The organism is Brevibacillus sp. IT-7CA2, assembly GCF_949767855.1.
In the GTDB taxonomy this organism is placed as follows: domain Bacteria; phylum Bacillota; class Bacilli; order Brevibacillales; family Brevibacillaceae; genus Brevibacillus.
This window is the reverse complement of sequence record NZ_CATKQT010000044.1, coordinates 539,473-553,173: the sequence shown is the minus strand read 5'-3', so window position 1 is coordinate 553,173 and position 13,701 is coordinate 539,473. Positions and strand designations below refer to the sequence as shown.

General features: G+C 48.7%; 14 protein-coding genes. 6 read left to right on the top strand and 8 right to left on the bottom strand.

The features are described 5' to 3' along the window. Positions 1-74: 74 nt before the first annotated feature. From ACM6JA_RS22315 to ACM6JA_RS22305, 3 genes are all read right to left on the bottom strand, one after another. Positions 75-1,316, bottom strand: a complete 1,242-nt coding sequence (locus ACM6JA_RS22315; RefSeq protein ID WP_414854089.1) for a DUF4073 domain-containing protein — start codon at positions 1,314-1,316, stop codon at positions 75-77. A gap of 310 nt (positions 1,317-1,626) precedes the next feature. Next, the gene (locus ACM6JA_RS22310; RefSeq protein ID WP_414854172.1) at positions 1,627-2,256 is read right to left on the bottom strand and encodes a helix-turn-helix transcriptional regulator; all 630 of its coding nucleotides are present in this window, start codon (positions 2,254-2,256) and stop codon (positions 1,627-1,629) included. Positions 2,257-2,368: 112 nt separating this feature from the next. After that, complete coding sequence (locus ACM6JA_RS22305) at positions 2,369-2,803, bottom strand: DUF86 domain-containing protein (protein ID WP_173616495.1); 435 nt, start codon at positions 2,801-2,803, stop codon at positions 2,369-2,371. Positions 2,804-3,045: 242 nt separating this feature from the next. Between ACM6JA_RS22305 and glpX the strand changes: the two genes are divergently transcribed. From glpX to ACM6JA_RS22290, 3 genes are all read left to right on the top strand, one after another. Then, a complete protein-coding gene (gene glpX, locus ACM6JA_RS22300) occupies positions 3,046-4,020 on the top strand; it encodes a class II fructose-bisphosphatase (RefSeq protein WP_414854088.1) in 975 nt (324 codons plus the stop codon). Between the two features lie 12 nt (positions 4,021-4,032). After that, positions 4,033-4,302, top strand: a complete 270-nt coding sequence (locus ACM6JA_RS22295; RefSeq protein ID WP_414854087.1) for a DUF3055 domain-containing protein — start codon at positions 4,033-4,035, stop codon at positions 4,300-4,302. 153 nt (positions 4,303-4,455) lie between these two features. After that, positions 4,456-4,878 carry a hypothetical protein gene (locus tag ACM6JA_RS22290; RefSeq protein ID WP_414854086.1) on the top strand — a complete coding sequence of 141 codons (423 nt, stop codon included), beginning with the start codon at positions 4,456-4,458 and terminating at the stop codon, positions 4,876-4,878. A gap of 67 nt (positions 4,879-4,945) precedes the next feature. Here the strand turns inward: ACM6JA_RS22290 and ACM6JA_RS22285 are convergent, their stop codons facing one another. Then, entirely contained in the window at positions 4,946-5,611 is a 666-nt protein-coding gene (locus ACM6JA_RS22285; RefSeq protein ID WP_052006400.1) for a YutD family protein, read from the bottom strand. Between the two features lie 79 nt (positions 5,612-5,690). On the opposite strand from ACM6JA_RS22285, the gene ACM6JA_RS22280 reads away from it, so the two are divergent. Beyond that, on the top strand, positions 5,691-6,671 hold the full coding sequence (locus ACM6JA_RS22280) for a YhcN/YlaJ family sporulation lipoprotein (RefSeq protein ID WP_414854085.1): 981 nt from the start codon (positions 5,691-5,693) through the stop codon (positions 6,669-6,671). Between the two features lie 70 nt (positions 6,672-6,741). Here ACM6JA_RS22280 and lipA read toward each other — a convergent pair whose 3' ends face one another. The 4 genes from lipA to ACM6JA_RS22260 form a co-directional block, all read right to left on the bottom strand. Continuing rightward, positions 6,742-7,644 (bottom strand): lipoyl synthase, encoded by a 903-nt coding sequence (gene lipA, locus ACM6JA_RS22275; protein WP_047073014.1) that lies wholly within the window; start codon positions 7,642-7,644, stop codon positions 6,742-6,744. A gap of 101 nt (positions 7,645-7,745) precedes the next feature. Beyond that, positions 7,746-9,941: an ATP-binding protein gene (locus ACM6JA_RS22270; RefSeq protein WP_414854084.1), complete on the bottom strand. Its 2,196-nt coding sequence runs from the start codon at positions 9,939-9,941 to the stop codon at positions 7,746-7,748. Continuing rightward, on the bottom strand, positions 9,938-11,065 hold the full coding sequence (locus ACM6JA_RS22265) for a metallophosphoesterase family protein (protein ID WP_414854083.1): 1,128 nt from the start codon (positions 11,063-11,065) through the stop codon (positions 9,938-9,940). The genes ACM6JA_RS22270 and ACM6JA_RS22265 overlap by 4 nt, the downstream gene beginning before the upstream one ends. Before the next feature lie 136 nt (positions 11,066-11,201). Further along, entirely contained in the window at positions 11,202-11,753 is a 552-nt protein-coding gene (locus ACM6JA_RS22260; RefSeq protein ID WP_015893041.1) for a DJ-1/PfpI family protein, read from the bottom strand. 205 nt (positions 11,754-11,958) lie between these two features. Here ACM6JA_RS22260 and ACM6JA_RS22255 point away from each other — a divergent pair, with 205 nt between their 5' ends. After that, a complete protein-coding gene (locus ACM6JA_RS22255) occupies positions 11,959-12,966 on the top strand; it encodes a M23 family metallopeptidase (RefSeq protein ID WP_414854082.1) in 1,008 nt (335 codons plus the stop codon). Positions 12,967-13,071: 105 nt separating this feature from the next. Continuing rightward, entirely contained in the window at positions 13,072-13,680 is a 609-nt protein-coding gene (locus tag ACM6JA_RS22250; protein WP_414854081.1) for a TetR/AcrR family transcriptional regulator, read from the top strand. The last annotated feature ends 21 nt before the right edge of the window (positions 13,681-13,701 follow it).

Sequence of the window (13,701 nt, the reverse complement as noted above, 5' to 3'; positions counted from 1 at the left end):
ACCTTCGTCCTTTCTATCGCAAAAAAACAGGAAACGGCTTTGAACCGCTTCCTGCTTTTTACAATTCAATCTCGTTATTTCTTGAATTTGACCATAATTGGCGTGCCGTCTTCCAGGTTCATTTCCCCTTTATGACGGACATACACGACCTGGTTTCCTGGAAATGTCGGTGGATTTTCAGGATCAAAATCCCGCCAGTTTTTTTGCTTGCCAACTGCGTACTCCATGTATTGCGTCGCGTTGACAAGCACGTTATTATCATCATCCGCCTGTACATCCGGCGGCAACTGCTCGATTTTTCCATTACGGATGCCGAGCTTCTTAATTACTTTATCGTGTTGGTAGTCATACGCTTGGATGACGACATCATTACCGTACACTTGCAAGCGCAGCCCTTGCTTGAAAGCCCCTCCATCCGGCGTGACTTTTTCGCCACCGTCTGGACCGGCTGACATCCATCCCGTTTCAATGCCGGCCGTGTTTACGACGGTAAAGCCGCGTTTGTCTCCGCCTTTGACTTTCTTTTTGCCTGCCCAGTCCGGCAGGTTCAGATCCCAATGGGTGTGGCTCGTGAAGAGAACAACTTGCGGATAGTCTTTCAAGATGTCAAGGAGCTTGTCCACATCCAGGTAATCGTTCGTGTATGGATTTTGTCTGGAGCCCGAGATACTGTCCGGGAGCACATGGTGGGAAAATACAAAAATGGGCTTATTCTTGTCCTTCTTGCTATAACGCTTCAGATTATCTTTCAGCCAATCCAGTTGCTCGTCGCTCATGTATACTTCATCCCACAATTTTGGATCGTGGTATTTCATGTATTTTTCTGTGCCGAGGAAGAGGAAGGGATATCCATCGATTTCTTTTTGGTGATAGACTTTGTCTTCTCCACTGAATTCGTAAAAGTTATCGAACAACTCTTCTTCCGTTGTGCCGTTTGGCCATGTACTTTGTGCAAGCGTTTGGGGATTCTTCCACTTCGGCACATAAAACTCATGGTTGCCAATGCTGGACCACACATTTTCAGGGTGAGGATTTTTATCGAGCACATCTTGCACGGCTTGATATTCAAAATCGTAACCGCGAGGAGTAATATCACCGTTAATGATCAATGCTTTGGATTTTGGATTTTCCTCATTGATGTCTTGCAAAACGTGACCAAAATCTCGGAGGTCTCCTTGGATGTCACTGATCACGTCAAATGTCATCGTCATCTTTTTCTCGGGAAATTTGTCTTTTGCATGAACAGAATCAACGATTGGCAGGATTCCACCCAACAAGATGGCAGAAGCAGCTATACTTGATACCATTTTTTTCATTACGGATCTCTCCTCATCTGTTTTTCGTCACGACGGCTATCCAGTTTACCAGTATTAACCTGATACCACTCCGCCTTCCTGTTGTTTTTCTGTGTGTTTGGTTGTTTTTTACACTATAAATAGTAAATGTCCAACATAAAGAAAACGTTAAAACAACATTAAGATTGAAAGAATGGAGCAAAAAGGTACTTAATACCTGCCTGATTATAGAAAAAAAGGCACAGGACTCTAACCGAATCCTGTGCCGGGGAAATCTTGTAAACAAAAGAAAAAATCCACCCAGCTCGAGTGGACTTTCGTTATGGCTAGCTTATTTCGCTTCCTTGATGTGAAACATGCATTTGTCTCCGCCTTTTGCCATGCATGTGGTTTGCTCGACATTGGCATTCAAGACCCGACGGAACAAGGAGAGCTCACAGCTGCACGCTTGGTTGAATTCACGAGCTACTTGCGAGATTGGGCAATTGAACTCCTGAATCCGATAGCCGTCTCCATTTTCGTCCTTTTCCCATTCCACCATGTAGCCTTTATCGTTTTGCAGCTCGGCCAGCTTGGCTACACGATTTTCCAAGTCACCTTGCATGTGGGAGCGATAAGTCTCCTCCAAGCGATTCTCGCGGCGTCTAAATAGCATCTCTATTTTGGACAAACCATCGATTTCCTTTATGTCTTGTAAAAAATCTAATGTCAAATGAGAATAATTGCGCGGGAACAGTTCGTCTGCTTCCTGCGACAATGAATAAACATTCGTTGGGCGTCCCATCGCTTGGCGAACAAGCGTAGACTTGATCAAATTATCTCTCTCCAGGGTGTTCAAATGACGTCGAACCGCCATTTCAGTAATCCCTAGCTCGACGGCCATGTCGCTGACAGGGAGTGAACCTTTGACCTTGAGCATGTGCAGGATTTGATCACGAGTGGACGTTCCTTCGTTTGTCATACGTATCACCGTCCTTTCTCCCTATTGTAGTGGAAGAAGACGTTTTAGTAAACAAACGAAAGTCTTTTGTATAAAATATCCGCTACGTTGGTGCTGGATTGAAAACACCTTTTTAAAAGAGTTCTTTTTTCAAGAAGGCTCTAACCTGTGGTTCAAACTGACGAATCGTACCGGCAGCCTCTTCTACCAGGCTGTACATCTCATTGACCGGCACAGTTGTATAATCATTGACCAGGTGCTTGCGGAAATCAGTTACACGTGTCAGGATCAAAGCCTGTTCATCCGTGATAACTTGCTCATCCCGTAAAATTTCCACGATGTCGCTGTAGCTTCCTGGATCTCGCATAATGAATCCATCGATCAGCGCGTTTCCGACATCCACTATTCCTTCGATAGACAAGTGCAGGGCTCGCTCCATCGCTGCAACAGCAACTTCATCTGCCAAAACCGCTTCGGCTCCTCGTTCGCTGAGCTTGTCCAACAGATCAAGCATACGAGACATATGTTCCAATACTTGGTCGATTCGTTTTGTATTCACGTCGTACATATATTTCTCCTTACTTTCGCTTTTTTGATTTGCGTTTTGAGTAGTAAACGGTAAACACAAATGTTAGCACCAGGACGAGAAGCACCAATTCCCCTTCCTGCAAATAGGAATTGCTCACCGGTTTCACCTCTTTTCATCCCTCAGTATACCAAATTTGTACGACCTGTCACGAATCACGTATTACTTTATGTTACAATGATGGGGTGAATTTTTGCCGGCAAGCATAAGGGGAGGAACACACTGTGGAACGCGAATTGGCTCTGGAAATTGTGCGGGTAACGGAAATGGCTGCACTCGCCTCTTCTCACTGGATGGGACGCGGGAAAAAGAATGAAGCAGATGGAGCAGCGACCAGCGCCATGCGCGCCATGTTTGATACGATCAACATGAGGGGTACCGTCGTCATTGGCGAAGGTGAACTGGATGAGGCCCCCATGCTCTATATCGGTGAAAAGCTCGGTAACTCGGAAGCAGGCGGTCCTGAGGTAGATGTGGCGGTTGATCCGCTAGAAGGAACGACGATTGTCGCCAAGGGTCACAACAATGCCATGTCTGTTATCGCCATCGGTGATCGTGGAACACTTTTGCATGCACCAGACATGTACATGATGAAAATGGCCGTCGGCAAACGTGCTGCCGGACTAATCAACCTTTACGATCCCGTGGATAAAATGATAGAGGTTGTAGCAAAAGCAAACAACAAGCGCGTTCAAGATGTGACGGTCATTATTCAGGAACGCGACCGCCACCAGGCGATTATTGACGCCATTCGTGAAAAGGGTGCGCGAGTGAAGCTTTTTGGAGATGGCGATGTGGGTGCTGCGATTGCTACTTGTCTGCCGCATACAGGGATTGACCTGTTCTTGGGTATCGGTGGTGCGCCAGAGGGCGTGATCAGTGCCGCGGCGATCAAGTGCTTGGGTGGCGACATGCAAGCCCAGCTCAAGCCGCAAAACGACAGCGAGCGCGAGCGCTGCATCAAAATGGGGCTAGACAATCCGGAGCAGCTCTTGACGCTGAACGATTTGGTCAAAGGGGATGACGCCATTTTTGCGGCAACAGGCGTCTCTGATGGAGAGCTGTTGCAAGGCGTGCGCTATCTCGGTGATGATATGGTGGAAACTCATTCAATCGTCATGCGTGCTAAAACCAAAACCATTCGATTTGTCCGCGCTGTACACAATACCGAACACAAACCAAATCTTTTATGGAAGTAGAGGGACACCTATATGGCAAATGATTTGTTCTACTTGTACGACGAAGCTGAGGATACTCGAACGCGCTTTGTCAGCTTCACGGGCGAAGCTACGCGTTTTGACCTCGCGATTACAACGACCAACCGTTTTTATGGGAAGGCGATTGTCATCAACATTCAAAATGGACGCTCCGCTATTATTGGACATGATGATCTGGAAGAAGAAGGCTATCTAGAATTCGCGTTCAACTTGAACGAGCGTGAAGCAGAAGAATTGAAATCATTTTTGGAAGCAGCCATTTAATTCACCAAAGGAAGAGCGATTGTAGGCTCTTCCTTTTTTTATTTGTAGCCCCCGCCCAATTCCTTCTGGACAATGCTCCTTACAGGCGTATGCCTCGTATACTGCTACTGCACAGATGCACAGACAGATAACGAGAGGAGTGCGAATCGCATCATGCAATCTTATCCATACGACCAAAGCTCTTACGACCAAAACCAATACGATCAAACTCAATACGATCAAAACGAATACGATCAAAACCAATTTGTTCCTGCACAATATGACCAGCCACCTTATTACTCAGCAGACCAGGATTTTCAATACATTCCAGAAGATCAGGCTCATCCAGTCTTTTTCCGTAGAAGACGAGGTCCTGAGGTCGTTGTCGTCCCACAACCATATCCTTGGTGGGGATGCAATACATGCTGGCCTGGCTATTGGCCCACATGGGGCTGGCCTGGTTGGGGTGGAGCACCAGGTGGTTTTGGTGGACCCGGTGGCTTCGGTGGACCCGGTGGTTTTGGTGGACCCGGTGGCTTTGGTGGACCCGGTGGTTTTGGTGGACCTGGTGGTTTTGGTGGACCCGGTGGTTTTTAGATCGAAAAACGAAAAGAGCCCTGACATACAGGGCTCTTTTTTATGCTTCGGTTATTCTGATTCATTTTTAGGATTCACGCTTTGGTGTATTTGGTCCTGTTGGGACTTTATCGCGTTCGCGATTAGGTTTCAATTGATTGGGACGGCGCTCTCGTGAGTTGGAGTCCTTGCCGTTTTTATCGGGTCGATCCTTTTGAAACTTTGGCTTCTCCCCGCGTTCGTTTCTCCCTGCCCCATTGCGATCCGCGCCAGCATTGTTCTGGCGATCCTGTTTATTTTGACGCGGGTGATAGCGTCTGCGTTCTTTTCGTTCTACATAGGGCGAAGAGCCACCCTCTTCACGAGGAATGTCCTGACGAATATCAATAATGACATCAAAGGCAGCTTCGTCTTGCCCGCTTTGGTCGTCCCCGTTGCCAACGTTTGCTTTTACCTTGCGCAAAACGAAGTACGGACAACCAAAATTGCAGAACTCATGCAGGTACTCATCCAAAGCGGCGATCCGCTGCTCGAACGGTACTTTGCGATTAGCGTCAGTATAAAACCCACGAAGACGAAGCTGACCATAGCCCCAGTCCCCTACAATATAATCGTACTTGTCGAGGATGTCGCTATAGCGCTCCTTGAACGCTTCAAGGTTCCAGCCGTCTCGATTTACTTCCATGACTTCATAAGTACCGGCTTGCGTGCGAATCAAACTCGCTTCCTCCTTACGCATGTATACTACGTCCATCTTATCATATTTCACGCAACATGAGCTAAATTTCCCACGATAACTGACCTGTGCCTTTGGACATTCTATCGTGTAGGGGGTGTTACCATTGAAAAAGACATGGTTGTATCCTGCAATTGCAGGTATTGTGCTGTTGGCTTCTGGTTGTGCAAATAATGCTGCGCCTAATTACACGCATCCGAACAAGACGATGTCGTACCAGTCTGCTCCGCACGTCCGAAATTTTGATGGAATGCACGTCCGTAACTACGATGGCATGCGCTCGACGAACATCGACGGGTATCATCACACTCGTAATTACAACGGTACAAACACCACTAATTTCGACGGGCTTCATGTCCGCAACTATGACGGAACACGTGATGGACTCCACGTCCGTAATGGTATGGGACTGACCAACAATGCTGGGATTAACTATGGTGTATATCCAAATGGTACCTATCCACATGCAAATGTAAACAACTACAACGCCTACACAAGCGGTATGAGACCGTACAATGCCTTTACGGATCATAAAGCTGGTATGGGTACAGCAGGTGTTTACAATACTCCTACTGGAAGACACCATTCCATTTATCAACAGCATGCTTGGAACCGCGGTGGAGCAGGAGTCATGCAAACCGGAATGCCACGCATGGGCTATGCGCAGACTGACCGTCAGCATATGAAAACCGCCAGTGTAACAAACGTCTATGTAGACCGTGATGCATTGGCAAAAGCTGTAGGGAATGTCACTGCCAGTTGCCCTGGCGTTCAGCGTTCTACGGTCTTGGTAACGGATAAAGAAGTTTTTGTAGGTGTGCACACACAAGGAGCAGATGCGCACACAGCGAAAAAACAGGCAAAAATGAACGCCGAATCGGTTTCACCACGCTATTACAAAGTGTATGTTACCGATAATCCGAATGACATCCAAGAAATCGCTCGTGTAGCAAGTCGCTCCAGCAACGTGAGTACAGCGCGTACAGAAGATGCGAAAAGCATTGAAACGCTTATCAAGCGTATGGGTGGAACATCCCATAACGTGAAGGCAACTCACAAAGCTACAACCAGTCGCTAAAGCCCTCTCCCCCATGTAGTGAAAAACCCCCTCTTTTCCGCTCGTATTGGGCGGTTGAGGGGGTTACTTATTATTGCGCTTTCGGCATGGATTCTTTCGCAATCGTTTCCTTCGCGGCGCTTGCCTGCTCGTGAGCGTGGTATGAGCTGCGTACTAATGGCCCTGACTCCACATGACTAAAGCCACGCTTCATGCCTTCATCCTTCAAGCGAGCGAATTCATCTGGATGGTAAAACTTTTCCACCTTCAAATGCTTCTTGGTTGGTTGCAAATACTGGCCAATCGTCATGATGTTGACGTCGACAGAACGCAGGTCATCCATCGTTTCGATGATTTCCTCCATCGTCTCGCCTACACCAATCATCAGACTGGACTTCGTTGGAATGCTCGGCTGGAATTCCTTCGCCTTTTTCAACAGTTCCAGCGTCCGATCGTATTTGGCTCTTGCCCGTACGCGATCTGACATTCGACGAACTGCCTCAATGTTGTGGTTTAATACGTCAGGCTTTGCGTCCATGACCACTTTTAACGCATCCCAGTTCCCCATAAAATCAGGAATCAATACTTCTACGGAGGCAAACGGCAGTCTACGACGAATCGCACGAATCGTATCGGCAAAAATCTGTGCGCCTCCATCTGCCAAATCATCACGAGCAACGGAAGTAACAACGACATGCTTCAAACGCATTTGTTCTGCTGCTTCTGCTACACGTTCTGGTTCAGCTGTATCCAGCTCCGTCGGTAGTCCAGTTTTTACTGCACAAAACCGACAGGCACGGGTACATATATCACCCAAAATCATGAAAGTTGCTGTACCGCTTGCCCAGCATTCATGAATGTTGGGGCATTTTGCTTCTTCACAAACGGTATGTAGCGTCTTCGTGCGCATGGTTTGCTTAAGCTCTTTAAAGCTGGCTAGTTCTGATCCTGAAACAAGGTTGATCTTGAGCCACTCCGGCTTGCGTTGCGTCATAGGGCTCACTCCTCATGTGACATCATGGTACAAGACAATAACAATCTCCATTATAGAGGTTGGATTTCAGAGGGGCAACCTCTTTCCTCCCCCGGAAACAATTACCCGATCCGATGCACGGCATGGCGGTTCCCTTGACGAAGCAATGGCTCCAGCATGCGCAGCTCTCGTTCATGACAGGTGAAAAGAAACACTTGCTGTTCTTGTGCCAGCATCGCTACATATTCAAGTGTTCGACGCAGGCGCTCTTCATCATAATGGACAAAATGATCATCGAAAAACAGCGGCAATGGCTCCGACTGCTTGGCATGATGCACCAAGGCCAAACGCTGGGCAAGGTATAGCTGATCAATGGTCCCAGTGGAACATTGGTCCTGTTCGAGCACCATTTGCTTGGTGGGTTCCAGCAAACGGACGGCAAATCCGTCACGGGGATCGAGTCTGACATCCCGATACGCTCCCCCTGTAATATGCTCGATGATCTCCGAAGCCTGCTGGTTCACAGCAGGTGTGCTATCCCGCCGCCATTCCCCTACTGCCTCCTGTAGCATTTCCCGAGCCAACTGAAGGGCATCTCGCTTATTTTGCAGCTGACGAAGTGCTGCCTGCGCTTCCTCAAGCTCGTCAGTCGCGCGAGATAATGACAGGCTCTCATGAACCGCCATCTCCCCATTTCCTCTGGCCATTTTTTCCCGCAGCTCCTGCAGTCTCTCCTCAATCTCCACCATCTCGCTGCGCAATTTGCCTTGTTCGGTCTCAAGCGCATTTTTTTCCTGATCAAGGAAACTCCGAAGTGCCTCCCCCCAACTTGCAGACAAATCGGCCTCCTGCTTGGTTTTGGTCATCTCCGATAAAAGCTGCTCAGATTGTTGTTTGCGTGTGCTTTTCAGTAGCACTTCCCGTCTTTCCAAAAATGTATCCCAATTACTCGCCCCCCATTTCTGAACGAATGTGGCGAGTTCAGCATCGAGCGAAGCGATCTCTTCTTGTACCCTTTGACTTTCCTGTACCGCATCATGATCTGCTGTCTGTTTGAGTCCGCCCGTACTCCCTTTTACTCGCAGTAAGAAAACTCCAAAACCGAACAGCAACAAAGCGCCAGTCGCAGAAATTCCTCCCAGAACGGGATGCCCACTCACGAAACCGATTAACCCGAGTATAGAGAGTATCCCTGCTCCGCCCCACATGAGTGCAGCTCCCCTCTTTCTTTTCGCCTGATTGCCTTGTCGGGTGCTGCGTGAGGCTGTACTTCGCGGACTTGTAGAAAGGGCCGATACAGCCAATGTCGCCAAACGAATATGCAAAGCTTCTCGCTGTTTGAGCAATTGTGCGCCTTTTTCATAATCGTGTTGTAAGGGAATGAGCTGGTCATCCCCCTGTTGTACGGCTTCTGTCGGCATGTTTACCTGAGTGAAGCCACGTCTTGCCTCTTCATGAATAGCCAACTCAGCCTCAGAGCGAGCTGTTTGCTCCCACCACACCCAGTCTTGTTGACTGACAGGAGCATGACTTCGTTGCCAGCGTTCCTGCAACGCTTTTGCTTGTCCAGTTGAGCGCTCTAGACGCTGCTGCAATCGGCTGCGCTGCTGCTCTAATTGCTGACATTCTTCTGTGGCTTCCGCTATTTGCAGCGTCAGTTGGCTGATCGTTCGCCACGCTGCCTTTGCGTTTTCCTTCTCCTGCTCTTTTTGCGCCACCTTCGTTGCGGCTTTTCCCAAAAGTGTATTTTCGGCCCGTTCTTTTTTGCCGATGATCGCAACCTCCCGATCCAGCTCCGCCAAAATTTGTTGGACAGCCGGATTGGCTTCTTCCGCAGTCGTAAAAGACGGAATCAAATGTTCAGCCGCTTGAAGCGGTTCCCTCCTGATCCACGTCAAATCCGTAAATAGACTGCGGGTAAGGCCCGTATGCTTTTCGATAAAATTCCGTTCCTTGCGCCTGTCTTCCAAATAAAGCTCAGTCATTTCCGTCCATTCAGGGTCCAAAAAGAGGCGCGCCTCTTCCCGTTCCTTCGTCAACTGACGGTGCAGACGATAGGTTTTGCCCGCTAATTTGTACGTAATGACCGTTTCGTACGCACTACTCTGCCAAGGACGGTATTTTTCATATTCTGGCAAGTATCTCGCTGATTTGACGTAATCGCGCTTCATTCCATACAAGGCAGCGAAAATACCTTGTAGGATCGTTGATTTTCCTGACTCATTGGGGGCATAAAACAGATTAATGCCTGGAGCAAAACGAAAGGTAGCATTCTGCCATTTTCCGAAGCCCCCCAGCACTAGCTCCTCAATTTTCATCGAATGGTCCCTCCAATCCGCGCCAAAGCCTCTTGCTTGGCTAACCTGACGATTTCTCGCTCGTCCTCATTTTGCGCACGGGACTCCGCCTCTGCCAGCTTGGAAAGCCATCTCCCCCAGACGCCACCCTCTGCGATCAGCTTGTCCTCATCTACATCAGGCCAGGTCCGGTCTGTCAGCTGCAGCACAAAAAAACGGGAAAATCGTTGTTGAAGGACGGACAAGGGAGGCTGAAAATGCGCAGCACGTTCCCCTGTCAGCGTGATGTACATCAGATCGGAATCCTTTTCCTCTGCGAGTTGCTGCTCCATCCGGTCAATGAGCTGCTCAGTAGTTTCGACTCCTTTCCCTTCGACTTCCAGCTTTCGAATTTTGCGTGACTGGACAGGAATCGCAGTGAGCTGCAATCTGCCATCATGATCCAGCTCTCCATACAAAACATTTCGTTCTCCCACTTCCTTACTCGTCAATCCTTCTGGAGAGCCAGGGTAAGCTGCAAACGGTTGTTTTTTGACGGGATGCATGAATTGCTCCGGCTTGTGGATGTGTCCCATCGCAACATAGTCCATGCCCGTCTGTACGAGCTGCTGCAAGGTAACAGGCGCATACGGATGATGCTCTTCGTCTCCTGAATTGGAAAGCACACTGGCGTGCAGAACCATCAGATGATGGGCATACCCTTCCAATTTGCCTGGAAACGCATCGAGTGGCGACTCGTACACATGCGGCTGCCCGAAGCCCCAGCCGTAGATCACGCACGACTTTTCGGGAAATTCATACACACCCCACTCGGGTGTAAACCAGTAGACGTTCCCTGGCCATTCCAATGTTTGATAAAACGAATCCGCTCGCCACGGATCGTGATTGCCAGGTGCGATCACGACAGGGATTGGTGCGATGCTGGCAAAAAGATCACGTAAAAACATCGCGGTTGATCGTCTTCCCCCGTGGTATTCCAGCAAATCTCCGGCAATGAGCCAGAAGTCTGCTTCCTTTTCCCGAACGAGGTCACGGATTCTTTTCATCGTTTGACGAAAATCATCCTGACGTAGCTCGTAACGCTCCCCCAACATTTGAAGCGGCGCATCCAGATGGACATCCGCTGTATGAATAAATGACAGCACGATCAATTTCACTCCTCACATGAAACAGACGAACATACTTTCCCTTTATGATACAGAGGAAAAGGCTGGATGAAAAGCATCTGTCAGAACGAAAAAACTTCCGCCAGCAATGACGGAAGTTTGGAGGACTTGGTTTTTACTTGAGCAAATGGAGGAATTCACGCATGAAGCCTGGCAAGTCTGGCCATGCATGTCCGGAAACAAGATTGCCATCGACATGGAGCGTTTCTGTTTGGTAGATCGCTCCGCACGCTTCTACATCGGGTCTGCATGCCTGGTAAGCTGTGATTTCACGTCCAGCTAAGTGTTCACGAACAATGGTCAATACTTGAGAGCCATGGCAGATGGCTGCGACTGGCTTGTTCGTCTCGAAAAAGTGCGCCACAATCGGCTTCAGGTGCTCATTGAGCCTGATATGCTCAGGTGCTCGTCCACCCGGAATAATCAAGGCGTCAAACGCTTCAGGGTTAATGTCTGAGAATGCAACATGGGCGGGAAGCTGATAAGCTGGCTTTTCTGTGTATGTCTCACTGTGTGCTTCGAAATCATGGCAAACGGTGTGCAGGGTTTTCACGCTTGGTGCTGCAATGACCGTTTCATACCCTTCTTCCAAGCAGCGGTAATACGGATAGAAAACCTCCAGTGCCTCTACAGCGTCGCCTGTTACAATCAACACTTTTTTGCTCATCACACAGCCTCCTCAGGTCGATTTTTAAGGAATCACTCCTCCTGATTTCAATTCTTTGGCTGTACGGTGTGCTCCTGCCTCCTTTCCTGCAAATTTACAAAACTTTCCTCGCCAACAGCCAAAAAGCTTTCCAAAAGTATCTTGGATAATCCACTCCAACTGGTAGAAACTACAACAAAAGACTACGAGGCTGGAGGGAGACGGCATGCGAGTTTTCCGCCTAATCATTCAGATCAGCTTGTGCGTGGTTGCAGCTATTTCACCACTAGAATCCGTCGCCGGAGTTGCTCCGTCCGCCAATGAGCAAGACCCGGTTCTTCAAGAGCGCTTGCAAGTTTTTTTGCGCTTGGAATCGATGTACGGCATTCCGTGGAATTATTTAGCAGCCATTGATCAATACGAGCGAACCATGAAAATACGCAGGAAGAAGCAGGAGCAAGAAAACGTTTCGCGGCTAACAGCTGTGGACATTCCAAGCGAACGTTGGGCAGGTGCATTCAATCCTGATGCAGAGGATACGAATCCAGTATCCATCCAATTTTTTAAAGGGATCGGAATGGATGGAGATGGCGATGGTGTCGCAGATCGTCACAACGATCTCGATGCACTCACTACCTTGGTTCACTACCTATCCCAATACGGCTTCTCCCACGAAGATTGGCAAATTGGTCTCTGGTCGTACTACCAGCGGGATCGTTCCGTGAAGACGATCAGGCAGTTCGCGCAGGTGTATGCAAAGTATCAACATCTGGACCTAGATGAGCGGCATTTTCCTATCCCCGCGAGGTACGAATACAGCTACCGTAGTACATGGGGTGCTCCGCGCGGCTGGGGTGGGCGTCGTATCCACGAGGGGACCGATATTTTTGCGAGTCACGGCACCCCTGTACTCAGCACAGCCTACGGAATCATTGAGGTAATCGGCTGGAACAGGTATGGCGGATGGAGAATCGGCATGCGTGACATGGGCAATGTGTACCATTACTTCGCACATCTGTCCTCGTTTAAAAAGGGAATGAAGCCGGGTGACATCGTGGAGCCAGGAGAAGTCATCGGATATATCGGCAGCTCCGGATATGGGAAGCCTGGCACCTCAGGCAAATTCCCTCCCCATCTGCACTACGGTATGTACCGGGAAACAGGTGGCGCAGATTGGTCATTTGATCCTTATCCGTATTTACGACGCTGGGAACGGCAAAAGAAGCGGCAATGAAGCCGCTTCTTTTTTATGGGCAGCTCTTTTCATTGACAGACATCATCTGTAAAAATACAATAAAAATAGAAAACTGGACAGTCGTCCAAAAAAAGAGGTGAGAATGTGACTACCCAGAAAAAAGCCGAAGCAAAACGGGCATTTTTGATTGAGCAAGCGACTGCTTGTCTGGCTGAAAAAGGGTATGCACATGTTTCCTTGCGCGACATTGCCAAAGAATCTGATGTCTCACTCGGCATTCTGCATTATTACTTCGCAAACAAAGAAGAGCTTTTGCTCGCTGTAATATCTAGCTACAAAGGACGCTTTATGGAGGAATTGGAACGCGAAGTGCTCGCAGCTCCATCTGGCGAATGGTCAGCAGCTCTAGCCCGTGTCTTGTGCCGAAGTCTACAAGAGGATCGCAAGTTGCATCGGCTCTGGTATGACTTGCAGGTACAGGCCATGTACGTTCCTGCGTTTGGTGAACAGGTAAAAGTGATTCGGTCCCGTCTGCATCAGCTCATCTCTCGTATGCTCGTACGGTTGCAGCGCGAAGAACAATCCTCATTGACCACCGACGAAGACTCCGCAATCTCACTCATTTACTCTGCAATCGACGGATTCCTTTTTCAATTTTTGCTTGATGAGTTACAGAAGCCGGAAGAAGCGATTGCCCGTTTTGAGCAGAGCTTTGCTCATTTGATGCATACACTCTTCTCTTCTGAATCCTAATCTCCTGAATCGAGGTGAATC